Raw genomic sequence first — 25,999 nt, 5'->3', positions numbered from 1 at the left:
ATGGCTGGCGAGCGAAACCGGATTATCACCATAGCAAATCAGAAGGGCGGCGTCGGCAAAACGACGACGGCCATCAATCTGGCGACTGCGCTTGCCGCGATCGGTGAGCGTGTTCTGATCGTCGATCTTGATCCGCAGGGCAACGCCAGCACAGGACTTGGTATCGATCGCAAGGATCGCCGGGTCTCATCTTACGACCTGCTGGTCGGCGAAGCGAGCGTTCGGGAAACCGCACAGCAGACTGCCGTGCCCAATCTTTTCATCGTGCCATCGACCATGGATTTGCTCGGGATCGAGATGGAGATCGCGCAACAGTCCGACCGCGTCTTCAAGCTGAAGAAGGCTCTCGCGAGCGAGGAAGCCTTTGAGTTCTCGTACATCATCTTGGACTGCCCGCCGTCGTTCAACCTGCTGACGATGAACGCGATGGCCGCTGCTCACTCGGTTCTTGTGCCGCTGCAGTGCGAATTCTTCGCGCTTGAAGGTCTCAGCCAGTTGCTCGAAACCGTCGATCAGGTTCGCCGGACGGTTAATCCGAGGTTGGACATCCAGGGTATCGTGCTGACAATGTTTGATGCCCGAAACAATCTGGCGCAGCAGGTGGTCAACGACGTCAGGACGCATCTCGGCGAGAAGGTCTACCATACGTTGATTCCGAGGAATGTTCGCGTTTCTGAAGCGCCCTCCTACGGCAAGCCCGCCATTCTCTACGATCTGAAGTGCGCCGGCAGTCAGGCCTATCTGCAGCTGGCGTCGGAAGTGATCCAGCGCGAACGCCAGCGCCTCGCAGCTTGAATTGTAAAGTGAGTTGAGACCATGAACGACGATGTTTCGAAGAGGCGCCTTGGGCGCGGACTTGCTGCGCTGATCGGCGAGATGGATCAGCCGGTTCCAGTAGAGGGCGAGAAGCCGAGCGTGAGCGCCGATCGCCAGGTACCGATCGAGTTCGTGAGCCGCAATCCGCGCAACCCGCGCCGCTTCTTCGATGACACCGAGCTGCATGACCTCGCGAGTTCGATCCGCCAGCATGGCATCGTTCAGCCGATCGTCGTTCGCACGATCGGCGAAGGCCGCTTTGAGATCATCGCCGGTGAAAGGCGCTGGCGTGCCGCTCAGCTTGCTGGCCTGATCGAGATCCCGGTTCTGGTTCGCGATGTCGACGACAAGACGGCGCTGGAGATCGCCATTGTCGAGAACGTCCAGCGTTCCGATCTCAATCCGCTTGAAGAGGCGCTGGGCTACGAGCAGCTGATCGCCGAGTATGGCTATACGCAGAACGATCTCGGCGAAATCATTGGTAAGAGCCGCAGCCATGTTGCGAATTCGCTTCGGCTGTTGAAGCTTCCCGATCAGGTTCGCGATCTCCTTGCTGCTGGCAGCCTTTCGGCAGGCCATGCGCGCGCCCTGGTGTCGACTTCGGATCCGGCGATGCTGGCGAAGACGATTGTCGCCAAGGGCATGTCGGTGCGCGATGCCGAGCGCCTGGCGCAGAACGATATCAAGGCGCAGTCGGAGCCCAAAAGTTCCGGCCCACGACTGGATCAGAAAGATTCGGATACGCTGGCGCTGGAACGCACGCTGTCCGACGCGCTTGGCCTCGACGTGACGATCAATCACAAGGCCAGTGGCGGGCAGATCAAGATCGCCTATAAGTCATTGGAACAATTGGAAGAAATCTGCCGGCTTCTGGAACGCCGCTGATCAGCCCTTGCGGCCGGATTGCAGCGTTGTCGATAGCAGGGTCTGGAGGGCGATGCTGTCTTCCAGGCTCTGACGCTTGCGCGTCTGCAGGATGGCTGCGTGAAGACGGTTTGTTTCGCGGGCGATTGCTTCCGCTGACCACGTTCTCAATGCCTGCTCGATGATCGGCTTGCGCCTGAAATGCAGGTGGCGGCCGAGGGTCTGCATCACTTGCCCGGCCTGCAGCCGCTTCTCATCCATTTCCGTCCGCATCGTATCCAGAAGCTGGAACTGTTTCAGACATGCCTGGATGACGAGGAAGATTGCCGTCTTCGAGGCGGTGATCTTCTGCATGGCATGCAGAAATGTCGTCGTGTTGCCGCTCAGGATCGCGTCAACGGCATCATCGACCGAGATGGCGCTCGCGTCGCCGATGATCTCATCGACGTGGTGCTCTTCTATCGTATCCATTCCACGGCAATAAAGGGCGAGCTTGCGCACCTCGTTGCGTGAGGCGATACGGTCACCGCCGATCAATTCCACCAGTGCCTGGCGTGCTGCGGGGGTGATGCGCAATCCTTCCGCAGCCAGTTCGTTGTCAATCAGCGCGTTCAGGGCGCGCGCGTCGTCAGCATAGCATGGGATAACCGCGACCGTACGGGCGCCTTCCACCACCTTGCGCAGAAGCGAACCCTTCTTGAGGTCACCGGCTTCGACGATAACCGATGTTCCCTCGGGGGGCTTGGCGGCGAGCAACTGAAGCGCATCTACGAGATACTTCTCATTAGCGGCGCCTCTGATCCAGATCAGTTTTTCGCCGCCAAACAGGCCGATCGAGCCTGCCTCGTCCATCAACCGTCCGGGATCTTTCTGGAGGTCGCCGATATCGAGCTTGATCAGCGAAAAGGGATCGTCGAGCGCGACGCCGCTCTTGGCGGCGATCTGTGAGGCGCGCTCGGAAACCAGCCCCCGGTCGGGACCATAGATCACAAAGAGGCTGTAGGCCGCGGCGGAGCGCTGAAGGAAGCCTTCGAACTCATGCGACTTGATTTCCGCCACAGCCCTGCCCTCAGCGGCCGAGGGCCGCGGCGATATCGAGGCCTACGAATTCTGCAGCTTCGCGTGCGGCGCGGTTTTCCGCGTCGCGAACAGCACGCTGCTTAGCGAATTCCTGGCCGGGATAATCCAGCAGGGCAGTTGCATAGCGATTGCCCGCCTTGATGACCTGGCTATCCTTGGTCGAGCGCAGCGTATAGTCGACGCTGACCGTGACGCGGCCGGCGCGGGCAGTGTCCGATGACTGCACGAGCAGCGTGTCGGTAACGCTCGAGCGGACGTGGATTTCGGCTTCATATTCCGGGTTTTCCGCCTCGCCGGCTCCGCGGCCGGCGATGAAGATCAGCCGGTTGCGGACTTCCTGCTCGACGCGCGAGGTCGCCTCGGAGAAGCCGACCGACGAGAGCTTCGCGGTGACCCCGGAGGATTCCGAGTAGAGCGGACGGACCTGGCAGGAGCTCAGCAGTGCCGCGGAAGCGATGATGATGCCGAGAGCGGCGCGGCGGCCGAGCTTCGAAGCGAAATCAGACGACAATGTTCACAATCCTTTGCGGAACCACGATAATCTTCTTCGGCGCCTGGCCGTTCAGGGCGGCGGTGACCGCCTCCAGAGCAAGCACTGCTTCGGTCACGGCATTCTGATCCGCGTCGCGAGAAATTGTCAATTCAGCACGCTTCTTGCCGTTGATCTGGACCGGCAGAACGACATCATTCTCGGTTGTCAGCGCCTCGTCATAGGCCGGCCATGCAGCTTGCGCCAGCAGGCCGGTATTGCCGAGTGCTGCCCAGCATTCTTCAGCCAGGTGCGGGGTCATCGGGGCCACTAGCTGGACGAGGATCTGCGATGCTTCGCGAACGGCAGAACGGTAGGCCGCGTCGCCTTCGCCGGCCGCAACCTTTGTCAGCGGCGACGCGAGCGCATTGACGAGCTCATAGATGCGCGCCACGGCCTTATTGAACCAGAGCTTGTCATAATCGTTCTGGACGGCCTTTAGCGTCTTGTGAGCGGCCTGGGAGATTGCCAACGCCTCGCCATCCTTAGCCGGATTCGCAGGCACCGCTGCCAGCGCTTCCGATGCTTCGGAAATCAGGCGGTACAGACGCTGGGCGAAGCGGTGGGCGCCTTCGACGCCTGCTTCGGACCAGATGACGTCGCGCTCCGGCGGAGAATCCGACAGCACGAAGAAGCGGGCCGTGTCGGCGCCGTAGGACGCGATGATATCGTCGGGATCGACGACGTTCTTCTTCGACTTCGACATCTTTTCGATTGAGCCGATCGATACTTCATCGCCACCCTCCAGCAGGAAGGCACGGCGCTTGCCGTCGACTTCCTCGATCCGGATATCCGCAGGCGCCACCCAATCGCCGTGCGAACCCGTGCCGCGGCGGTAGGTTTCGTGCACCACCATGCCTTGGGTGAAGAGGCCCTTGAAGGGTTCCTTCACGTCGACATGACCGGTCTCGCGCATGGCGCGGGTGAAGAAGCGCGAGTAGAGCAGGTGCAGGATCGCGTGCTCGATGCCGCCGATATACTGATCGACGGGGAGCCAGCGATTGGCGGCCTTCGGATCGGTCGGCTGCTTTTCCCATGGCGCGGTGAAGCGGGTGAAATACCAGCTCGAATCGACGAAGGTGTCCATCGTGTCCGTCTCGCGGCGCGCGTCCTTGCCGCAGTGCGGGCAGGCAACGTGACGCCAGGTCGGGTGACGGTCGAGCGGATTGCCCGGCTGGTCGAAGGTGACGTCTGACGGCAGCTGAACCGGCAGGTCCTTCTTCGGAACCGGCACGACGCCACAATCATCGCAGTGGATGACCGGGATGGGGCAGCCCCAGTAACGCTGGCGCGAAATGCCCCAGTCGCGCAGGCGGAAGTTCACCTTGCGCTCGCCCTGGGCCGCGCCGCCGATCTCGGTCGAAGACAGCTTGTCGGCAACGATCTCGAATGCCTCGGTCGTCGTCTTGCCGTCGAGGAAACGCGAGTTGATCATCACGCCATCGCCGTCATAGGCGGTGTCGCCGACAGCGAAGCTTGCTGCGTCGCCATCCTTCGGCATGACGACGGGCACGACAGGAAGATCGTACTTGCGGGCGAAATCGAGGTCGCGCTGGTCGCCGGACGGGCAGCCGAAGATGGCGCCCGTGCCGTAGTCCATCAGCACGAAATTCGCGACGTAGACAGGCAGCTCCCAGGACGGATCCAGCGGATGCTTGACGCGAATGCCGGTGTCGATGCCCTTCTTTTCGGCGGTTTCGAGCGCGGCCAGCGAGGTGCCGGCGCGGCGGCATTCTTCGCAGAAGGCGTCGATCGCGGCGTTCCTGGCGGCGGCTTCCTTGGCCAGCGGATGGTCAGCGGCGATCGCCAGGAAGGATGCGCCGAACAGCGTGTCGGGACGCGTCGTGTAGACGGTCACCTCGGTCTCGCCGGCAGGCGCAGTCTCAGCGACGATTTCCCAACGGATCGTCAGGCCTTCCGACCGGCCGATCCAGTTCTTCTGCATCAGGCGGACCTTTTCCGGCCACTGATCGAGCGTATCCAGTGCATCCAGCAGATCCTGGCTGAAATCGGTGATCTTGAAGAACCACTGCGTCAGTTCGCGCTGCTCGACCAGAGCGCCCGAACGCCAGCCGCGGCCGTCGATGACCTGTTCATTGGCCAGAACGGTATTGTCGACCGGGTCCCAGTTGACCTTCGACTGCTTGCGGTAGACCAGGCCCTTCTCCAGGAAATCCAGGAACAGGTGCTGCTGGTGCTGGTAATATTCGACGTCACAGGTCGCGAACTCGCGGCTCCAGTCGAGCGACAGGCCCATGGCCTTCAGCTGCGACTTCATCGAGCCGATATTCTGATAGGTCCAGGACGCCGGGTGAACGCCACGTTCCATCGCCGCGTTTTCCGCCGGCATGCCGAATGCGTCCCAGCCCATCGGGTGGAGAACGTTGTAGCCGCGGGCGCGCTTGTAGCGGGCGACGACGTCGCCCATCGCATAGTTGCGGACATGGCCCATGTGAATGCGGCCCGACGGATACGGGAACATTTCAAGGACGTAGTATTTCTCGCGCGGATCGGCATTGTCGGTCTCGAAGACCTTTGCCTCGTTCCATTTCTGCTGCCAGCGGGGCTCGGCGTCGCGCGGATTATAACGTTCGGTAGCCATGGTATTCGAATTTCCGGAAAATCAGGGGAAGTTGGTGGTGACCTTCACCACGAAACCACCGTAGCGTCAAGTTTTGCGGGTGCTGCAAATGCCCGATCGGGCGCAGGAAAGGCCGTTTTCGGGCCGGTGGGTCTTGGCAAGCACGCATGCCGCGTTTAGTGCTCTGCCGTCATCACCTAGCATCATGTCGGGGGTAAGCGATGGAACTTCAAGAGCGGCTGAACGAGGTGCGTTCACGCATTGCCGAAGCAGAGGCCGGGATCAAGCGTCCGGCGGGCTCGGTGCAGCTTGTTGCGGTGTCGAAGACCTTCGATGCCGATGCCATCCGCCCGGCGATTGCCGCCGGTCAGCGGGTCTTCGGCGAGAACCGCGTGCAGGAAAGCCAGGGCAAATGGCCCGAGCTGAAAAGCGAGACGGCGGGCCTCGAGCTGCATTTGATTGGGCCCCTGCAGTCGAACAAGGCGGAAGATGCCGTTGCGCTTTTCGATGTCATCGAGACTGTCGACCGGGAGAAGATTGCCCGGGCGCTTGCCGATGAGATGAAGCGGCAGGGCAAAACGGTTCGTCTCTATGTTCAGGTCAATACAGGATTGGAGCCGCAGAAGGCGGGTATTGCGCCAGACGATACCGCCGCTTTCGTCGATCTCTGCCGCAACGAGCTTGGGCTGGCGATCGAAGGGCTGATGTGCATTCCGCCGGCGGAGGAAAATCCGGGGCCGCATTTCGCCCTGCTTGCCAAGCTTGCAAAGGCTTGCGGGCTGACAAAGCTGTCGATGGGCATGTCGGGAGATTATGAAACGGCGATTGCTTTCGGCGCCACAAGCGTGCGCGTCGGCTCGGCAATTTTCGGCGCTCGCTAAGCTCGTCTTTCGTCGGGCTTCCTGTCCGCACCTCCCTCCCCTAGATTGGCTCTATAGCTTGCATGTCCTGGGGAGGAGCAGATGCAGAGCCACTATCACAGCGTCTATGACAGCTGGAAAGCCGATCCCGAGGGTTTCTGGAAGAAAGCAGCAGAGGCGATCGACTGGTTCAGGGAGCCGGAGCAGATATTTTCTGCCGGTGACGGCGTCTATGGCCGCTGGTTCGATGGCGGCGAGACCAATACCTGCTTCAATTGCCTCGATCGCCATGTTGCCGCCGGACGGGGTGGCGAGAGTGCTATCATCTTCGACAGCGCCATGAATGGCGCCAAGCGGCGCTTCACCTATGGAGAGGTGCTCGATGAGGTGAAGGCGATTGCGGCGGCGCTGAGCGCACTCGGCATCGGCAAAGGCGACCGCGTGATCCTCTATATGCCGATGGTGCCAGAGGCGATCTTCTCGATGCTGGCCTGCGCCCGGCTTGGGGCCGTGCATTCCGTCGTCTTCGGCGGCTTTGCCGCCAGCGAGCTCGCATCGCGTATCGATGATTCGGGTGCCAAGCTGGTCATCACGGCGAGCTGCGGTCTGGAGCCCGGCCGTGTCGTTGCCTATAAGCCGCTTGTCGATCAGGCCATTGCGACTGCAAAGATCAAAGCTGCCCATTGCCTCGTCCTGCAGCGGCAGGAGCTTGCAGCCGATCTGACAGAGGGGCGCGACCTTGATTTCGCCGGGACGGTGGATCGCTATCGCGGTGCGGATATCGGCTGTACGCCGGTGCTTGCGACCGATCCACTTTACATCCTCTACACATCGGGAACGACCGGCCAGCCGAAAGGCGTCGTGCGCGACAATGGCGGCCATATGGTCGCGTTGCATTGGTCGATGGCGAATATCTATGGGCTGAAGCCCGGCGAGGTCTTCTGGACGGCATCCGATATCGGCTGGGTGGTCGGCCATTCCTATATCGTCTATGCGCCGCTGCTGGCTGGGGTAACGACGTTGATCTATGAGGGCAAGCCGGTGGGCACGCCGGATGCCGGGGCATTCTGGCGGGTCGTGTCGGACTACGATGTGCGGGTGCTTTTTACGGCGCCGACGGCATTCCGGGCCATCCGCCGAGAGGACCCCGATGGCGAGCTTGCGGCACGCTATAAGAAAGCGAAGTTCCGGGCTCTGTTTCTTGCCGGTGAGCGCGCCGATCCGGAAACACTGAAATGGGCGGAGCAGACGCTTGGCGTGCCCGTCATCGATCACTGGTGGCAGACAGAGACCGGCTGGCCGATCGCTGCCAATCCGATCGGGCTCGGCGAGTTGCCGGTCAAGCACGGATCGCCCTCGATGCCGATGCCCGGCTACGATATCCAGGTGCTCGACGATGCCGGTCATCCGGTTGCCGCGGGCACGCTCGGCAATATCGTTGTCAAGCTACCGCTGCCGCCCGGATGCCTGCCGACGCTGTGGAATGCCGATGCCCGGTTTCGTTCGGCCTATCTCGATGAGTTTCCGGGCTACTATAAGACGGCCGACGCCGGCTATATCGATGAGGATGGTTATCTCTTCATCATGTCACGCACCGACGACATCATCAATTGTGCCGGGCATCGTCTTTCGACGGGTGCGATGGAAGAAATCTGCGCTAGGCACCCCGATGTTGCCGAATGCGCCGTGGTCGGAATCGCTGATTCGCTGAAGGGTCAGGTGCCCTGTGGACTGCTCGTGCTGAAGAAGGGCGTGCGGCGCGAATCACCGGAGATCGAATCAGAAGTCGTTAAAATGATTCGTGAAGAAATTGGTCCGGTTGCCGCCTTCAAAACTGCCATCACCGTCGAAAGGTTACCAAAAACGCGCTCCGGCAAGATTCTGAGGGGCACGATTCAGAAAATTGCGGATGGTCTTCCCTGGAAAATGCCTGCGACAATTGATGACCCGGTAACACTTGAAGAAGTCGCAGAAGCCTTGCGCCACAGGGGTTTTGGCTCCCGAACCATATAGGATATTTGCTATTTGGTAAGAATCGTTGACGAGATGTGACCATCGTTGACGACTTGTTAACCATGTTCTCATTAGCTTTCCCTCAACGGACACCTGAGCTCAGGTGAAGCATGAAGCACCGCCACCGCCGGCCTCTGCCGGTATGCTCCTTCATCCTCACGAGAAGTGGAAAAAGCGATGTCAAGCATCCTGACTAACACGGCTGCGATGTCAGCTCTTCAGACCCTGCGCAGCGTCAACCAGAGCCTGCAGACGACGCAGGCACACGTTTCTTCCGGCCTCCGCGTTGCCAAGGCCGCCGACAATGCCGCCTACTGGTCGATTGCGACGACGATGAAATCCGACAACAAGGCGCTGTCGGCCGTCTCCGACGCGCTGGGTCTCGGCGCCGCCAAGGTCGATACCGCCTATTCGGCAATGGACAACGCCATCGACGTCGTTACCGAAATCAAGGCGAAGATCGTTGCCGCGACTGAAAAGGGCGTCGACAAGTCGAAGATCCAGGAAGAAATCACCCAGCTCCAGGCGCAGCTGAAGAGCATTTCGGAGTCGGCCTCCTTCTCCGGTGAAAACTGGGTTGCGGGCAACGGCACGAAGAGCGTCGTCTCGACCTTCGTTCGCGATGGCTCGAATGGCATCTCGGTCAAGATGACCGACTACATTCTCGACAGCGGTTCGACGGGCAACGTCCTGTTCGGCACGACGACCGGCGGTGTTATCGACACCTCGACGGGCATTCTCGGCACGTCCAACGGCTCGGTCGGTTCGGTCTACTCGATGAACATCAGCAACCTGTCGTCCGACGATATCGCCTCGGCGCTGAACAATGTCGAGAACGCACTGAAGGCGATGACGAGCGCCGGTTCGCAGCTCGGCTCGATTTCGACGCGCATTCAGCTGCAGGAGAATTTCGTCTCTACACTCAGCGACTCGATCGACTCCGGTGTCGGGCGATTGGTGGACGCGGATATGGAAGAGGAATCGTCGAAACTGACGGCACTGCAGACGCAGCAGCAGCTTGCGATCCAGTCGCTGTCGATCGCCAACTCCGCTTCGCAGAACATCCTGTCGCTGTTCCGCAGCTAAGCGGCAGCAAGCGGCCAATAAAAAACCCGCCGGAGCGATCCGGCGGGTTTTTCGTTTGGAGAGAAAGACGATCAGAACTGATCGTCTTCGTCCTCATCCTTGGAAGACGACTTCAGCGATTTCAGCTTTGCGAAGACCGCATCGGCGTCGATTTCGCGCTCTTCTTCACGCTCGTAGCTCGGCGTCAGGCGCTCGGTCTCCTGAGCGGATTCGAGCGTTGCGCCCAGTTCGGCTGCGGTCGGCAGCGGACGGCCCTTGGCTGCCTTTTCGACTTCCATGTCGAGGTCGATCTGGCTGCAGAGGCCGAGCGTTACCGGGTCCATCGGCGTCAGGTTTGCGGAGTTCCAGTGGGTGCGCTCGCGGATCTGCTCGATCGTCGACTTGGTGGTGCCGACGAGACGCGAGATCTGGGCGTCCTTCAGTTCCGGATGGTTGCGAACCAGCCAGAGAATGGCGTTCGGGCGATCCTGGCGCTTGGAAACCGGCGTGTAGCGCGGGCCGCGGCGCTTCGATTCCGGAACGCGAACCTTCGGCTCAGAAAGCTTCAGCTTGTGGTTCGGGTTGCCCTCGGCGCGCGCTATTTCGTCGCGGGACAGCTGGCCGGTTGCGATCGGATCCAGGCCCTTGATGCCCTGCGCAGCTTCACCATCGGCGATCGCTTTGACTTCCAGAGGATGCAGCTTGCAGAACTGTGCGATCTGGTCGAAAGACAGCGCCGTGTTGTCGACGAGCCAGATGGCAGTCGCTTTCGGCATGAGCAGTTGTTGAGCCATGGATATAGTCCTTCTGTCGTCCGCGCCGGTGTCGCGGTCCGTGGATTGTCACCACAATGTCCGGGAAATATTGGCGCTATATAACCGGAGTGACACAGAATTGCAATTGATCCGGAATGAAATGACCTTTGTCTAATTGCCGGGCCGTTTTGACCTGCTATGAATGCCCTGAATTGAGTCCCGGGCGCTGCTTCGTGCGGCGAAACCGGTGCCCGCGTGAGGAGGAGTTTCCATGTCGGAGAAGATCTATCCGGTTACCAAACCGGTGAAGAGCCATGCCCTGATCGACAAGGCGAAATACGAGAAGTGGTACGAGGAGAGCGTCGAGAATCCGGACAAGTTCTGGGGCAAGCACGGCAAGCGCATCGACTGGTTCAAGCCCTACACCAAGGTCAAGAACACTTCCTTCACCGGCAAGGTTTCGATCAAGTGGTTCGAAGACGGCCAGACCAACGTCTCCTATAACTGCATCGACCGTCACCTGAAGACGCATGGCAACCAGACCGCCATCATCTTCGAAGGCGACAATCCCTATGTCGACAAGAAGATCACCTATAACGAGCTCTACGAGCATGTCTGCCGGATGGCGAATGTGCTGAAGAAGAACGGCGTCAAGAAGGGCGACCGGGTCACCATCTACATGCCGATGATCCCCGAAGCGGCTTATGCGATGCTCGCCTGTTCGCGCATCGGCGCCGTACATTCGGTCGTCTTCGGCGGCTTCTCGCCGGAAGCACTGGCCGGCCGTATCGTCGACTGTGAATCGACCTTCGTCATCACCTGCGACGAAGGCGTGCGCGGCGGCAAGCCGGTACCGCTCAAGGAAAATACCGACACTGCGATCCATATCGCCGCCAAGCAGCATGTCATCGTCGAGAAAGTTCTCGTCGTGCGCCGCACCGGCGGCAAGACCGGCTGGGCGCCGGGCCGCGATCTCTGGTACCACCAGGAAGTCGCTACCGTGAAGGCCGAATGCCCGCCGGTGAAGATGAAGGCGGAAGATCCGCTGTTCATCCTCTACACCTCGGGCTCGACCGGCAAGCCGAAGGGCGTGCTGCACACCACCGGCGGCTATCTCGTCTATGCGTCGATGACGCATGAATATGTCTTCGATTATCACCCCGGCGATATCTACTGGTGCACGGCCGATGTCGGCTGGGTCACCGGTCACTCCTATATCGTCTACGGACCGCTTTCGAACTGCGCGACGACGCTGATGTTCGAGGGCGTGCCGAACTTCCCGGATCAGGGCCGTTTCTGGGAAATCATCGACAAGCACAAGGTCAACATCTTCTACACCGCACCCACGGCGATCCGCTCGCTGATGGGCGCCGGCGATCATTTCGTCACCCGCTCGTCGCGCTCCTCGCTGCGGCTGCTCGGAACCGTCGGCGAGCCGATCAATCCGGAAGCCTGGGAATGGTATTATAACGTCGTCGGCGACAAGCGCTGCCCGGTCATCGATACCTGGTGGCAGACGGAAACCGGCGGTCACATGATCACGCCGCTGCCGGGTGCGACCGATCTGAAGCCCGGTTCGGCCACCGTGCCGTTCTTCGGCGTCAAGCCGCAGCTGGTCGACAATGAGGGCAAGGTGCTCGAAGGTGCGGCCGACGGCAATCTCTGCATCACCGACAGCTGGCCGGGCCAGATGCGCACCGTCTATGGCGACCACGAGCGCTTCATCCAGACCTACTTCTCGACCTACAAGGGCAAGTATTTCACCGGCGACGGCTGCCGCCGCGACGAGGATGGCTATTACTGGATCACCGGCCGCGTCGACGACGTACTGAACGTTTCCGGCCATCGTCTCGGCACGGCCGAAGTGGAATCGGCTCTCGTCTCGCACAATCTCGTCTCGGAGGCCGCCGTCGTCGGCTATCCGCATGCGATCAAGGGTCAGGGCATTTATTGCTACGTGACGCTGATGGCCGGCAACGAGGGTTCGGACGAACTGCGCCAGCAGCTGATCAAGCATGTCCGCACCGAAATCGGCCCGATCGCGTCGCCCGACAAGATCCAGTTCGCGCCGGGTCTGCCGAAGACCCGCTCCGGCAAGATCATGCGCCGCATCCTGCGCAAGATTGCCGAGGACGATTTCGGATCGCTCGGCGATACCTCGACGCTCGCCGATCCCGCCGTCGTCGACGATCTCATCGCCAATCGCCAGAACAAGGCGAGCGGCTGATCTCAAAAGCCGCTCCCATCCGGAGCGGCTTTTTCAATTGCTGCTGGCGCAGGCTATACGGGGCTTGCGCCCGCCATCATATCCGGCGGCAAGGCCAGCACTCAGCATCTCCTGAGCCGGATTCCTGCCGTCTTGCATGGCGACATCGGCGACGATGCGGCCGAAATATTTGTCGCCGCTGATATTGGTCAGCCTGATGTGCGGCGAACTGGCCGCCATTTCATCCAGCACGGAACGTGCCTGTTCGGCTGCTTGCCTGATAGCGGGGCATTTCGATTTCATTTCCGGTGCGTCGATGCCGCGGATGCGGACATAGACTTCAATGCGCTGCTGCGGCCAGGGGGCCGCTTCCACCAGAAGCGTGTCACCGTCGATGACGCGAATGATCTCCGCAGCGACCGGACCGGCAATCTGCTCGGCGCTCTCCGCTGTAAGCGGAAAGGCAGACATGGCGACAAGAATCGAAATCATCGTCCTCATATAGAGGAATAAATTCCGATAATTTGCCACTGTCAATAGGAATATTTACTTAAAAATCGATGGCGCGGCCGTTGATCTCGTAGTCGCCGAAGCGGGCGGGTTCGGCGCCGCCGCGGCCGCCGATTTCCGGGGGCAGGTTCATGGGTGTCGCGCTGCGCCGGCGCTCTTCAGCTTCGGCGAGCGCACGTTTGGCGGCAGGCGAAAGGGGCTTGCGCGCTGCGGCGCTTTCCGCGGCTGGGCCTTCGGTGTTGTCGTTGTCAGCTGATTGCATGGGGCTATCCTGCCGGAAATATTGAAAGTGGCGGGCGAATAACCAAATCATAGTGCCTGGAAGGGCCGATTGAAACCCTTGAGCCGCCACATAGGAGATGGAGACCCTCGATGAACCTCGTTCGTACTGCCATGTTGCTTGCCTTCATGACGGCCCTGTTCATGTTCGTCGGATTCCTGATCGGTGGCCGCGGCGGCATGATGATCGCCTTCCTGATCGCCGCCGGCATGAACTTCTTCTCCTACTGGAATTCGGGAAACATGGTGCTGTCGGCCTATCGCGCCCAGGAGGTCGATGAGCGCAATGCGCCTGAATTCTACGGCATTGTTCGCGATCTGGCACGAAATGCCGGTCTGCCGATGCCCAGGGTCTACCTCTATGACAATCCGCAGCCGAATGCCTTTGCGACCGGCCGCAATCCCGAGAACGCCGCCGTTGCCGCCTCGACCGGCCTCCTCCAGGTTCTGTCGCCGCAGGAAGTGGCCGGCGTCATGGCGCATGAGCTCGCCCATGTTCAAAACCGCGACACGCTGACCATGACGATCACTGCGACACTCGCCGGTGCGATCTCGATGCTCGGCAATTTCGCCTTCTTCTTTGGCGGCAATCGCGGCAACAACAACAATCCGCTCGGCTTCATCGGCGTTCTCGTCGCGATGATCGTGGCGCCCTTGGCTGCCATGCTGGTGCAGATGGCGATCAGCCGCACGCGCGAATATTCGGCCGATCGGCGCGGTGCCGAGATTTGCGGCAATCCGCTTTGGCTCGCCTCGGCGCTTGGCAAGATCGCCCGCGGCGCGGCGCAGGTGCCGAATTATGACGCGGAGCGCAATCCGGCGACGGCGCATATGTTCATCATCAATCCGCTCTCCGGCGAGCGCATGGACAACCTGTTTTCGACCCATCCGAACACTGAAAACCGCATCGCCGCGCTGCAGGAAATGGCCCGCGGCGGCATGAATGTCTCGACTGCACCGGTTCGGACTGCTAATCCGTCGCGGAAATCGCGCTCTGTTCCGGATACCGGCCTTGGCCGCGGTGATTCCCAACCGCCTAAAGGTCCGTGGTCTTGAATTCGAACGGCAAGAAGCCAGCCAATAAGAACAGCAACAAACCGGGTGAACGCCCGCCGACAAAGCCCGGTCTGCAGGCGCGCTCTGCTGCCGCCAAGATTCTTGCTGCGGTCGTCGACAAGAAGCTGCCGCTCGATGGCGCTCTCGATCACGAGCACGGCAATCCGGCCTATAAGGCGCTCGGCGAAAGCGACCGCGCGCTTGTCCGCGCGATCCTGAATTCGGCGCTCCGGCATCTGCCGCGTATCGATGCAGCGATTGCCTCGCTTCTCGATTCCCCGCTGCCGGATGGCGCCCGCGCTCTGCATCACGTTCTCGTCGTCGGTGCGGCGCAGATCCTTTATCTCGACGTGCCCGATCATTCGGCCGTCGACCTCGCCGTCGAGCAGGCGAACAACGATCCCCGCAACCGCCGCTTTGCCAAGCTCGTCAACGCCATCCTGCGCCGTCTCGGCCGCGAGAAGGAAGCGATCCTGGCCTCCGTTGCCGATGTTCCGGCCATGCCGGACTGGTTCCTGGCGCGTCTAAGCAAGGCTTACGGCAGGCAAGCGGCGCTCGCCATTTCGGATTCCCAGCTGGAACCCGCGGCAATCGACCTGACCGTGAAAGCCGATGCCGCCGCCTGGGCAGAGCGTCTGAACGGCGCCGTGCTGCCGACGGGCGGTGTGCGGCTGGCCGCCTTCGATGGCAGCATTCCCTCGCTTGAAGGCTTCGAGGACGGCGCCTGGTGGGTACAGGATGCTGCAGCCAGCATCCCTGCGAAACTGTTCGGCGATCTCACCGGCAAGCGCGTTGCCGATCTCTGCGCTGCGCCGGGCGGCAAGACGGCCCAGCTGATCCTTGCCGGCGGCAAAGTCACGGCCATCGACCAGTCCGAAAACCGCCTGAAGCGGTTGCGTTCCAATCTCGCAAGGCTCGGGCTGGAAGCGGAAACGCTGGTCACGGATCTCACCAAGTTCCAGCCTGAAGAAGGTTTCGATGCGATCCTGCTCGACGCTCCCTGCTCCTCGACCGGCACGACCCGGCGCCACCCCGATGTGCTCTGGACCAAGGGACCGGAGGAGATCGAAAAGCTGGCCGGTGTCCAGGAGCGGCTGCTGCGTCACGCGCTGACGTTTCTGAAGCCTGATGGCGTCATCGTCTTCTCGAACTGCTCGCTCGATCCCGCCGAAGGCGAGGATGTGATTGCGCGTGTTCTGGCCGATGTGCCCGGTATTGCCCGGGTACCGATCGAGGCGGCATCCTGGCCGGGCCTTGAGCAGGCCATCAGCCCGCTTGGCGATTTCCGCACGACCCCCGTCATGCTGCCGATGACTGATGGGATCGCTTCGGGGCTGGATGGTTTCTATGCCGCGGTGTTGCGACGTGTTGCCTGATTGCAAGGCAGCTTCTTATATTTCATCTTTGTCACGAATTAATGCAGCCCACCCGGTGAAAGCGGCTCTCGTTCACCTATTCTTAATCACGAGGGTCAATAGAAAATAAATTATGCAATCCGGCGGGCGTTTTTGGACTTTGTATGTTCGGGAGGCTTGGCGGCGCGTGTCGCGCCGTGCTGCTCTGCTGCGCCTGCGCGCCTTCCGTCATACCATTCAGGCGCCGGAGCGCCTGATCGTTGCGCCGACCGATCTGCGCGCCATCGATTCCCATGTCGCCGACGAGATCATGAATGGGCGCTTTCCGCTGGCGGGGCGGATGCTCGAGACCAACGGCAAGTCGCCCTTCGCTTTCACTTTGCCCTCGCGCGCCTTCGCCAATCGCCTGCATGGCTTCGGCTGGCTGCGGCATATGCGGGCCTACAAGAGCGATCGTGCGTCGCTGATCGCCCGGTCGATCGTCGATAGCTGGCTGTCCCTGCATTCTGGCCGCATCGAAGGCGTGGCCTGGGAAATCGATGTCACGGCGCAGCGGGTGATCGCCTGGCTGTCGCATTCGCCTGTCGTGCTACACAATGCCGACCGCGGTTTCTATCGCCGCTTCATGCGCTCGCTTGCCTTTCAGGTGCGGTATCTGCGGCGCATGGCGCCTTATGCGCCTGCGGGCGAAGTGCTCTTCCGTCTGCGGATTGCGCTCGCCATGGCGTCGATCTCCATGCCGATGCGCGCTGGTGCGCTGCGCAAGGCCGCCTTGGCGCTCGACAATGAATTCGATCTGCAGATCCTTCCCGATGGGGGACACATCTCGCGCAATCCGCGCGCCGGGCTTGAACTCCTGCTCGATCTGCTGCCGCTTCGCCAAACCTATGTGAATCTCGGCCACGACCTACCGCAGAAGCTGATCTCCGGCATCGATCGCATGTATCCGGCGCTGCGGTTCTTCCGGCATCAGGATGGTGATCTTGCGCTCTTCAACGGCGCCACTTCGACGCTCGCCAACGAACTGATGTCGGTGCTGCGCTATGACGAGACCGCGGGCCAGCCATTCAAGGCGATGCCGCATTCGCGCTATCAGCGGCTGGCGGCAGGAAAGACCGTCGTCATTGCTGATACCGGCACGCCCCCGGTGGGTTTGTTGTCACGCACCGCGCATGCCGGTTGCCTGTCTTTCGAGATGTCGTCCGGGCGCCATCGCTTCATCGTCAACTCCGGTTCACCGAAATTTGCCGGCAAGCGCTATGTGCAGATGGCACGCACCACGGCGACTCATTCGACGGTGACACTGAACGATACGTCCTCCAGCCACTTCTCGCCCTCGGAATTCCTCGGTCACGTGATGACCGATATGGTGGATACCGTGACGGTAGAGCGTGCCGAGACGGAAGACGGACGTGACGGGCTGAAGATGGTTCACGACGGCTATCTGCGCGACTTCGGCGTGCTGCACGAGCGCGAGTTGTCGATGAACTCTGCGGGCGCTATCATCGCCGGCCGCGACCGGCTGATCCTGCCGGGCGAGAAAGTCAGCGACGAGCCGCTGAAGGCGGCGGTGCGCTTTCACATCCACCCGTCGATCAATCTGAAACAGAACGACCGGGAATCCATCCTGCTGACCGCGCCCGATGGCGAGAGCTGGCTGTTTTCCTCTCCCGGCAACGAAGTGCTGATTTCGGAAGACATCTTCTTTGCCGATGCCTCCGGCATCTGCGGTTCCGATCAGATCGAAATCGACTTCGATTTCGCTGAAAAGCCGGAAATTCGCTGGTTTCTGTCCCGCAAGAGCTAGTCGGCATTTACGCGGCGGCAGCGCTCGTGCTAACGCGGCGCCATAATCCTATACGTCCCTCGCCGGATGTCTCCCGAAGCCCGAACGGAGAAGGTTCATGGCCGTCATTTCCAAGAAGATCCCCGCCCCCGACAAGGTCAAAGCAAAGACCGCGCTGCTGTCCGTCTCCGACAAGACCGGTATCGTCGAGCTTGCCAAGGCGCTGTCGGAAAAGGGCGTTCGCCTGCTCTCGACCGGAGGCACGCACAAGGCGATTGCCGCTGCCGGTCTCGATGTCACCGACGTTTCCGAAGTCACCGGCTTTCCTGAGATCATGGATGGCCGCGTCAAGACGCTGCATCCGACGGTTCACGGCGGCCTGCTCGCTATCCGCGACGATGCCGAGCATCAGGACGCGATGAAAAAGCACGGCATCGAAGGCATCGATATCGCCGTCATCAACCTCTATCCGTTCGAGGAGGTTCGGGCTGCCGGCGGCGATTATCCGACGACCGTCGAGAATATCGACATCGGTGGCCCGGCGATGATCCGCGCTTCGGCGAAGAACCATGCCTACGTCACCATCCTCACGGATCCGGCTGATTATGCCGAGTTGCTGCAGCAGCTTTCCAATGATGCCGGCCAGACGAGCTACAGCTTCCGCCAGCGCATGGCCGCCAAGGCCTATGCCCGCACGGCGGCTTACGACGCGATGATCTCGAACTGGTTTGCCGAAGCGCTGGCAATCGATACGCCGCGCCACCGGGTGATCGGCGGCGTTCTCAAGGAAGAGATGCGCTACGGCGAAAACCCGCACCAGAAGGCTGCCTTCTACGTGACCGGCGAGCAGCGCCCGGGCGTTTCGACTGCCGCTCTCCTGCAGGGCAAGCAGCTCTCCTACAACAATATCAACGATACCGATGCGGCCTACGAACTCGTTTCCGAGTTCCTGCCGGAGAAGTCTCCTGCCTGCGCCATCATCAAGCATGCCAATCCCTGCGGCGTGGCAACAGGCCCGACGCTGCTCGAAGCCTACAAGCGGGCGCTCGCCTGCGATTCCGTTTCGGCTTTCGGCGGCATTATCGCGCTGAACCAGACGCTGGATGCGGAAACGGCCGAAGAGATCATCAAGCTTTTCACCGAAGTGATCATCGCACCTGATGTGACCGAGGAAGCCAAGGCGATCGTCGCCAAGAAGCCGAACCTGCGCCTGCTGTCGGCCGGTGGTCTTCCCGATCCGCGCGTTGCCGGTATCACTGCCAAGACGGTTTCCGGCGGCCTGCTGGTTCAGACCCGCGATAACGGCATGGTCGAGGACCTCGAGCTGAAGGTCGTCACCAAGCGTGCGCCGACGGCCCAGGAACTCGAAGACATGAAGTTCGCCTTCAAGGTCGGCAAGCATGTGAAGTCGAACGCCGTCGTTTACGCCAAGGACGGCCAGACCGCCGGGATCGGCGCCGGCCAGATGAGCCGCGTCGACTCTGCCCGTATCGCCGCGCTGAAGGCCGAGGAAGCGGCAAAGGCGCTTGGCCTGCCTGTTCCGATGACCAAGGGTGCGGCCGTCGCCTCCGAGGCCTTCCTGCCCTTCGCCGACGGTCTGCTGTCGATGATTGCAGCAGGCGCTACCGCGGTGATCCAGCCGGGCGGCTCGATGCGTGACCAGGAGGTCATTGACGCGGCCAACGAGCACAATATCGCGATGGTCTTTACCGGAATGCGGCACTTCCGCCATTGATCAAGAAAGCCCCGGCCCCGAGCCGGGGTTTTTCGTTCAGGCCTTCTTCCTGTCAGCCGGATAGGGTGTGAAGAACAGCAACGCCAGGCCGCCGATCAGGAAGATCACCAGCGTTGCCATGCCGAGCCGGGCGGAGCCGCTGGAATAGGTAACGATCGAGAACATCAGCGTTGCCATGAAGCTGGTGGCGCGGCCGGAGAGCGCATAGATGCCGAAATAGCGTCCGGCCTCCTCCAGGCTGACGCTGCGTGCCAGATACGAGCGCGATGAAGCCTGCACCGGGCCGAAGGCAAGGCCAATCAGCAATCCGTAGAGAATGTAAGCCTTTTCGGCGGCGGTGCCGAAGAAGCCCCCGGAATCGGCAACGGGCAGCTCGATCAGGCCGAAGAGCGTATAGCCCGGTCCCGTCGAGATGATCCCGACAGTGGCGATGAGCAGCATGATCAGGCTGATGACGATCGTCACCTTCGAGCCGATGCGGTGATCGATGCGGCCGGCAATGATGCAGCCGAAGATCGCGACGACATTGAGGATGATGCCGTAAAGGCCGATCTCGATGGTCGCCCAGCCGAACATGCCGGCGGCGAAGGTGCCGCCGAGGATCAGCAGGCCGTTGACGCCGTCCTGATAGATCATGCGGGCGAGCAGGAATTTCAGGATGCCTTTGCGGTGTTTCAGTTCGCCGATCGTGTTGCGAACCTCAGCTAGCCCCACCTTTACCGCGCGGCCGAACGGTATGCCTTTCGGCGCATCAGGCGTGAAGAGGAACATCGGGATGATGAAGATCAGGTACCAGACCGCGGAAATCGGTCCGGTGACGCGGGCGTCCTCGCCGGTATGGGGATCGAGGCCGAAGAGCGGGTCGAAGCCAAGCAGCGTCTTGCCGGTTTCGAGGCTGCCGGCGAGCAGGGTGACGACGGCGATCAGCACGATCATGCCGCCGAGATAACCGAGGCCCCAGGCGGTGTTGGAGAGTCGTCCGACTTCGTCCTTGCCGACCAGCCGCGGCATCATCGAATCGTTGAAGACGATCGAGAACTCGGCGGCGATCGAGGCCAGGATCATGAAGATCATCGGGTAGATGACAGGTGAGCCGGGTGCCGCAAACCAGAGGCCGAAGAGGCTGGCGATCTTGATGACCGCGAAGAAGCCGATCCAGGGCTTTCTGGCGCCAGATTGGTCGGCGATCGAACCCAGGATCGGTGAAAGCACAGCGATGATCACCGAGGAGATCGTCGCCATGTTGCTCCACATGGCCTGGGCATGGACGGGATCGGTGGTGAGCCGGGAGACGAAATAGGGACCGAAGATGAAGGTGGTGACGACGGTGAAGAACGGCTGCGCCGCCCAATCGAAAAACATCCAGCCCCAGATACCCGCCTCCGGCGCTTTCTGCGGCGCCGGAGTTCCCTCTCCCGTCCAGTCGATTCTGCTCACACGTCCGCTCCCATTGTCGCGGCGGACTGTGTCACCTCGTCCGGTCGCGCGCAAGATCGGTCAGGAGACCTGCGGCAACGGTGATCCGGGCGAGATTCGGTTCGCCGCTGTCGCCGAGGCTGGATAGCTCTTCGGTGATGCGGTTGATGCGGATACGATCGACCGCGTGCCAGGCCTGAACCGGCAGCTTTTCCTTGCCGTGCTCCGAGAGCGCCGAGATGACGATGTCGCGGCGCGCGCTGGCGATCTGGTCGATACTGCGGGCCAGAGCCAGGTTCTCGTAGTGATCGGAAGTGACGATCCGGTTGCCGGCGGCAAGTAGGCGGCCGATGCGGAAGGTCTGCGATACTGCGAAATAGCTCTCGGCTGCGCGTGCCAGCGCTTCGCCGGTCCGCTCGGCGATCTGCATGATCTCCGGCACCAGTGCAAAGCCCGGAAGGCCGGCGATATCGGCTGCCAGCTTCTCGGGAAGACCGGCTTCCTGAAACTCCGTCTGCCGTGCTTCGAACTCGGCGGGCGCCTGCGCCGCGAAAGACGGCTTCAGCTTCTTCAGAGCTGCCTGCAGCCGGCTAACGGTTTCGGCGATATCGCCCTTGGCCATGCCGGTTTTCAGCATCAGGCGGGTCAGGACCGTGAAGCTATGGCCGATCTCTTCGTAGATGCGGTTCTGCATCTGGCCGGAAATCTTGCCATCCAGCGCATCGGTCTCGCTCCAGAGGCGTGTCAGATCGAAGCCATCGCGGGCGATGATTGCGGCACGGACGACTTCGGCTGCGGAGGCTGCTGTTGCGTCTACCATGCTGACGGCAAAGGCCGGACCGCCGCGATTGATCGCTTCGTTGGCCAGAACCGTTGCGACGATTTCGCGCTTCAGGCGATGGCTGTCGATGTCAGCGGCGTTGGTCTTCTGCATCTTCGCCGGGAAATAACCAGACAGCGTCGAGGCGAAATAGGGATCGTCAGGCAGGTCGCTGGCGATCAGCGCGTCGAAGAGCACGATCTTGGCGTAGGAAAGCAGGACGCCGATTTCCGGGCGGGTCAGCGGCTTTCCGGCGGCATAACGCTCGGCGAGCGTTGCATCGTCAGGCAGGGTCTCGACCTTGCGGTTCAGCTGCTTTGCACCTTCGAGCACGGTCATGAAGCGGGCGAGCTCCAGGCCGTTGGCGGTGCCCTTGCGCTCGGTCAACGAGATGGCGAGCGACTGCAGATAGTTGTTGCGCAGCACGAGGCTCGCGACTTCGTTCGTCATGGAGGACAGCAGCTGGTCGCGCTTGGAACGCGTCAGGCGGCTGTCATGCATGGCGTTGGCGAGTGCGATCTTGATGTTGACCTCGACATCCGAGGTGTTGACGCCGGCGGAGTTGTCTATGGCGTCGGAATTGCTGCGGCCGCCCTTCAGACCGTAGGCGATACGGCCCTTCTGGGTGACGCCGAGATTGGCGCCCTCGCCGATCACCTTGGCGCGGACATCGTCGGTGGCAATGCGGATCGGGTCGTTGGCGCGATCGCCGACTTCGGTGTCGGTTTCGGCCGCGGCTTTTACATAGGTACCGATGCCGCCGAACCAGAGCAGGTCGACCGGGCTCTTGAGGATCGCGGTCATGATCTCGAACGGTGTCGCCACGGACTTGTCGATGCCGATCGCAGCGACAGCTTCAGGCGTCAGGGTTACCGACTTTGCGGCACGGGAGATGATCATCGCGCCCTTCGACAGAACCGACTTGTCGAAATCCTGCCAGCTGGAGCGCGCGAGATTGAACAGGCGCTGACGCTCGGCGAGCGTCTTCTCCATATCCGGATCGGGATCGATGAAGATGTCGCGGTGGTCGAAGGCGGCGAGCAGCCGGATCTTCGGAGAGAGCAGCATGCCGTTGCCGAAGACGTCGCCCGACATGTCGCCGACGCCGGCGACGGTGAAGGGCGTCGCCTGGATGTCGATATCCATTTCGCGGAAGTGGCGCTTCACGGTCTCCCAGGCACCACGGGCGGTGATGCCCATCTTCTTGTGGTCGTAACCGGCCGAGCCGCCCGAGGCAAAGGCGTCGTCCAGCCAGAAGCCGGCTTCCTGCGCCAGCGCGTTGGCCGTGTCGGAGAAGGTCGCGGTGCCCTTGTCGGCGGCGACGACGAAATAGGGGTCGTCGCCATCGATGCGAACCGTGTTGGCCGGCGGCACGATATCGGCGCCGGAGATGTTGTCGGTAATCGACAGCAGCGTGCGGATATAGGTCTTGTAGGCTTCGCGGCCGGCGTTGAAGATCTCGTCGCGGCTGCCGCCGACCGGGAGCTTCTTCGGATAGAAGCCGCCCTTGGCACCGACGGGGACGATGACGGCGTTCTTGACCTGCTGTGCCTTCACGAGACCCAGCACTTCCGTGCGATAATCCTCGGCGCGGTCGGACCAGCGCAGGCCGCCACGGGCGACCTTGCCGAAGCGCAGGTGAACACCCTCGACCTCGACGCCGTAGACGAAGATTTCGCGGAAGGGCAGCGGCTGCGGCAGGCCATCGACCAGATGCGGGTCGAGCTTGAAGGCGAGCATCGCCTTGGTCGAGCCATCCTCGTTGCGCTGGAAATAGTTGGTGCGCAGCGTGGCGTCGACAACGTTGATATAGCGGCGCAGGATGCGGTCGTCGTCGAGGCTCGGAACGTTGGCGAGCGCCGTTTCGATCGACTGGTGCAGATCGGCAAGCTTCTTCAGCCGCGGCTTCTCGGCGACCGCCGGATCCATGGTTTCATGGAAGAGGCGGAAGATCGCTGCTGCGATATCAGGATATTTGTCGAGCGTAGCGGCGATATAATCCTGCGAATAGGCAATGCCCGCCTGGCGCAGATAGCGCGCGTAGGCACGCAGCACGTTGGTTTCGCGGGCGGAGAGGGCCGCCGAGAGGATCAGGCGGTTGAAGCTGTCATTGTCGATCGTGCCATTGAAGGCGGCAACGAAAGCTTCTTCCAGCGGCGCGCCGAAGCGGCCGAGATCGATGTCGGCGCCGCTGCGGGCTTCGAGCTCCATATCGTGCAGCACGACGATGCTGGTGGCGCCATCGGCAGCGGGGACTTCGATATCGAAAGTCCTTTCGCTGAGCACGTTGAAGCCGAGATTTTCAAGCAGCGGAACACGGCGCGAGAGCGGCAGCTGCTCGCCACTGTGGAAGATCTTCAGGGACAGGATGCGTCCGCGCTCATTGTCGTCGCGGTAATAGAACTCGATGCGGATCGGTTCGCCGGCTGCGCATGCGCTGATATCTGGAAGATCGCCGACGGCTTCATCCGGCGAGAAAGCTTCCTGGAAGGCGTTACTGACGCCGATCCGGGGTGCCTTCGGGCCTGCCAGCATCTCGAAGCGGCTGTCCCAGCGGGCGGTGATCGCCCGGATCGCTTCCTCAAGCTTGGCCTGGGGAATGCGCGGCGTCTTGCCGCCGGAGCGGCCGATGATGAAGTGGACGCGGGCGACGCCGCCTTCCGGGAAGGCCGGATAATAGGCGGAAACGCGGCCGTCATAGACGGTCTTCAGGTAAGTGCCGATCTTCTCGCGGACGATCGAGTCATATTCTTCGCGCGGCACATAGATGATGACGGAGACGAAGCGGTCGAAATGGTCGATGCGCGGCAGGACGCGCACGCGCGGCCTGTCGGCGAGGTCGTTGATCTGCTCGGCAAAGCTCGACAGCAGCGTCGTGTCGATCTGGAAGAGATCGTCGCGCGGATAGGATTCCAGCGTGTTGTCGAGCATGCGGCCGGAGTGGCTCATCGGGTCGAAGCCGAAATGCTCCTTCACCTTGGCGATCTTCGAGCGGATCAGCGGGATCTCGGACGCCCAGGACGTATAGGCCGTCGATGTGAAGAGGCCGACGATGCGGAGTTCGCCAGTGACGTTGCCATCCTTGTCGAAACGCTTGACGCCGACATAGTCCATATAGGCGCGGCGGTGGACCACCGATTTGACGTTGGCCTTGGTGACGATCAGGAAATCCGGACCGTCGAGGAAGGCGAGGATCTCGGGCGTCGTCGTCACCGCATCCTTGCCGGTGCGCAGGACGAGAACGTCGGGATTGGAGAGAATACCGAGGCCGGTGCCCTTGTCGCGCTCCACCTTGGCGCCGGCGCCCTTGCCGGAATAGACGTATTCGCGCATGCCGAGGAAGGTGAAGTTCTCATCGCGCAGCCAGGTCAGGAAGGCGAGTGCTTCGTCGCGGTCTGCCTTCTTGCGGCTGGAGCCATGTTCACGCAGCTCGTCGATCGCCGTATCGAGCTTGGACAGCATCGGCTTCCAGTCGGAAACCGCCTGATCGACCTGCTCCAGCACCGTCTTGATGCGCTTCTGCAGGTCGGCGGCCTGGGCCGATGTCAGCGGCGAAATATGGATCTGGATATGGCTGACGCGCTTTGCCGGATCGCTCGGCTCATCGGCCGAATACAGCTCAGGAGCCTTGCCGTCTTCGAGGACCAGAATGGGGTGAACCGCCATGAAGAGATCGCGGTAGGTGCTGGTCACCTCGCCCATCACGGACTCGTAGAGGAAGGGCATGTTGTGGTCGGTGATCGTCAGAACCGATACGGCAATGCCCGCGGGCTCGACATCCGCGATGGTGTCGATGCTGACGCGCGGCGTCTTGCCGTTCCAGGCCTGTAATTCGCGGGCGGAATGGACCGCCGACAGCGCGAGCATCTCTGGGGTGTAGCGGTCGAGATCGTCGCCGCTGGCGCGGCTGAAGAGAATTTCGGGCTCAAGAAATTTGTCGCCGGTCGCGGCCGCGATCTTCTTGGCGCTCCCGATCTGCTTTTCACGTTTCGGATTTTGTCTTACGGCCATTTCAGATGCTCCCCCCGAGTCGGTCGGTTTTGGGCAAAATATCAGAAGAGTTATCGAAAAAATCTCTAAAAGAGGCGGTTTGACGGCAGCTTTCGTTCATTTTCGCCCCTGTTTGGATCACTTTCCGGAAGAATTGACGCTTATCTCGAATAGCTAAAATAAGTCGTCTCCGGTTTTCTCCGTCCGCTTCGCGACCTTTCCACGCAGAGATGAAGAACGGTTGACAGCTGTGGCGCAAAAAGGGGATCAACGGCGCATCGGG

General features: G+C 61.4%; 18 protein-coding genes. 10 read left to right on the top strand and 8 right to left on the bottom strand.

Going from position 1 to position 25,999, the window contains the following annotated elements; translation table 11 throughout:
• Together ACODR6_RS10430 and ACODR6_RS10425 are read left to right on the top strand one after the other, a co-directional pair.
• Entirely contained in the window at nt 1-795 is a 795-nt protein-coding gene (locus ACODR6_RS10430) for a ParA family protein (RefSeq protein ID WP_130282976.1), read from the top strand.
• Between the two features lie 21 nt (nt 796-816).
• A complete protein-coding gene (locus tag ACODR6_RS10425) occupies nt 817-1,701 on the top strand; it encodes a ParB/RepB/Spo0J family partition protein (protein ID WP_489022480.1) in 885 nt (294 codons plus the stop codon).
• Here the strand turns inward: ACODR6_RS10425 and holA are convergent, their stop codons facing one another.
• Genes holA through leuS form a run of 3 tightly spaced genes read right to left on the bottom strand, consistent with a single transcriptional unit; the run spans nt 1,702 to nt 5,891 of the window.
• Entirely contained in the window at nt 1,702-2,739 is a 1,038-nt protein-coding gene (gene holA, locus ACODR6_RS10420) for a DNA polymerase III subunit delta (RefSeq protein WP_489022479.1), read from the bottom strand.
• Nucleotides 2,740-2,749: 10 nt separating this feature from the next.
• Complete coding sequence (gene lptE, locus ACODR6_RS10415; protein ID WP_130282982.1) at nt 2,750-3,271, bottom strand: LPS assembly lipoprotein LptE; 522 nt, start codon at nt 3,269-3,271, stop codon at nt 2,750-2,752.
• Nucleotides 3,261-5,891, bottom strand: a complete 2,631-nt coding sequence (gene leuS / locus ACODR6_RS10410) for a leucine--tRNA ligase (RefSeq protein WP_489022478.1) — start codon at nt 5,889-5,891, stop codon at nt 3,261-3,263. Before leuS ends, lptE begins: the two co-directional genes overlap by 11 nt.
• 200 nt (nt 5,892-6,091) lie before the next feature.
• On the opposite strand from leuS, the gene ACODR6_RS10405 reads away from it, so the two are divergent.
• The 3 genes from ACODR6_RS10405 (at nt 6,092) to ACODR6_RS10395 (ending at nt 9,829) form a co-directional block, all read left to right on the top strand.
• Entirely contained in the window at nt 6,092-6,751 is a 660-nt protein-coding gene (locus ACODR6_RS10405; protein ID WP_489022477.1) for a YggS family pyridoxal phosphate-dependent enzyme, read from the top strand.
• Between the two features lie 81 nt (nt 6,752-6,832).
• Nucleotides 6,833-8,743: a propionyl-CoA synthetase gene (locus ACODR6_RS10400; protein WP_489022476.1), complete on the top strand. Its 1,911-nt coding sequence runs from the start codon at nt 6,833-6,835 to the stop codon at nt 8,741-8,743.
• Nucleotides 8,744-8,920: 177 nt separating this feature from the next.
• Nucleotides 8,921-9,829, top strand: a complete 909-nt coding sequence (locus tag ACODR6_RS10395; RefSeq protein WP_112718075.1) for a flagellin N-terminal helical domain-containing protein — start codon at nt 8,921-8,923, stop codon at nt 9,827-9,829.
• A 71-nt stretch (nt 9,830-9,900) separates the two neighbouring features.
• Here the strand turns inward: ACODR6_RS10395 and ACODR6_RS10390 are convergent, their stop codons facing one another.
• Nucleotides 9,901-10,602 (bottom strand): DUF1013 domain-containing protein, encoded by a 702-nt coding sequence (locus ACODR6_RS10390; RefSeq protein ID WP_112718077.1) that lies wholly within the window; start codon nt 10,600-10,602, stop codon nt 9,901-9,903.
• 232 nt (nt 10,603-10,834) lie between these two features.
• On the opposite strand from ACODR6_RS10390, the gene acs reads away from it, so the two are divergent.
• The gene (gene acs, locus ACODR6_RS10385) at nt 10,835-12,790 is read left to right on the top strand and encodes an acetate--CoA ligase (protein ID WP_489022475.1); all 1,956 of its coding nucleotides are present in this window, start codon (nt 10,835-10,837) and stop codon (nt 12,788-12,790) included.
• Nucleotides 12,791-12,823: 33 nt separating this feature from the next.
• On the opposite strand, the gene ACODR6_RS10380 is transcribed toward acs, so the two are convergent.
• Nucleotides 12,824-13,261, bottom strand: a complete 438-nt coding sequence (locus ACODR6_RS10380; protein WP_489022474.1) for a thermonuclease family protein — start codon at nt 13,259-13,261, stop codon at nt 12,824-12,826.
• A 58-nt stretch (nt 13,262-13,319) separates the two neighbouring features.
• Nucleotides 13,320-13,541 (bottom strand): DUF1674 domain-containing protein, encoded by a 222-nt coding sequence (locus ACODR6_RS10375; RefSeq protein WP_489022473.1) that lies wholly within the window; start codon nt 13,539-13,541, stop codon nt 13,320-13,322.
• Nucleotides 13,542-13,651: 110 nt separating this feature from the next.
• On the opposite strand from ACODR6_RS10375, the gene htpX reads away from it, so the two are divergent.
• The 4 genes from htpX to purH all read left to right on the top strand — a co-directional run bounded on the left by htpX (nt 13,652) and on the right by purH (nt 19,490).
• The gene (htpX, locus tag ACODR6_RS10370) at nt 13,652-14,614 is read left to right on the top strand and encodes a zinc metalloprotease HtpX (RefSeq protein WP_112718085.1); all 963 of its coding nucleotides are present in this window, start codon (nt 13,652-13,654) and stop codon (nt 14,612-14,614) included.
• Nucleotides 14,605-15,990 carry an RsmB/NOP family class I SAM-dependent RNA methyltransferase gene (locus tag ACODR6_RS10365; protein ID WP_489022472.1) on the top strand — a complete coding sequence of 462 codons (1,386 nt, stop codon included), beginning with the start codon at nt 14,605-14,607 and terminating at the stop codon, nt 15,988-15,990. Before htpX ends, ACODR6_RS10365 begins: the two co-directional genes overlap by 10 nt.
• 112 nt (nt 15,991-16,102) lie before the next feature.
• A complete protein-coding gene (locus ACODR6_RS10360) occupies nt 16,103-17,776 on the top strand; it encodes a heparinase II/III family protein (RefSeq protein WP_203429917.1) in 1,674 nt (557 codons plus the stop codon).
• A gap of 97 nt (nt 17,777-17,873) precedes the next feature.
• Complete coding sequence (purH, locus tag ACODR6_RS10355) at nt 17,874-19,490, top strand: bifunctional phosphoribosylaminoimidazolecarboxamide formyltransferase/IMP cyclohydrolase (protein WP_489022471.1); 1,617 nt, start codon at nt 17,874-17,876, stop codon at nt 19,488-19,490.
• Between the two features lie 36 nt (nt 19,491-19,526).
• Here the strand turns inward: purH and ACODR6_RS10350 are convergent, their stop codons facing one another.
• Nucleotides 19,527-20,927: an MFS transporter gene (locus tag ACODR6_RS10350; RefSeq protein WP_112718093.1), complete on the bottom strand. Its 1,401-nt coding sequence runs from the start codon at nt 20,925-20,927 to the stop codon at nt 19,527-19,529.
• A 31-nt stretch (nt 20,928-20,958) separates the two neighbouring features.
• The gene (locus ACODR6_RS10345; RefSeq protein ID WP_489022470.1) at nt 20,959-25,737 is read right to left on the bottom strand and encodes an NAD-glutamate dehydrogenase; all 4,779 of its coding nucleotides are present in this window, start codon (nt 25,735-25,737) and stop codon (nt 20,959-20,961) included.
• Nucleotides 25,738-25,999: the final 262 nt, after the last annotated feature.

Source organism: Rhizobium sp. FG96, assembly GCF_057808655.1.
Note: the sequence above shows the minus strand (reverse complement) of the source record. Positions and strands in the feature narration are given on the sequence as shown.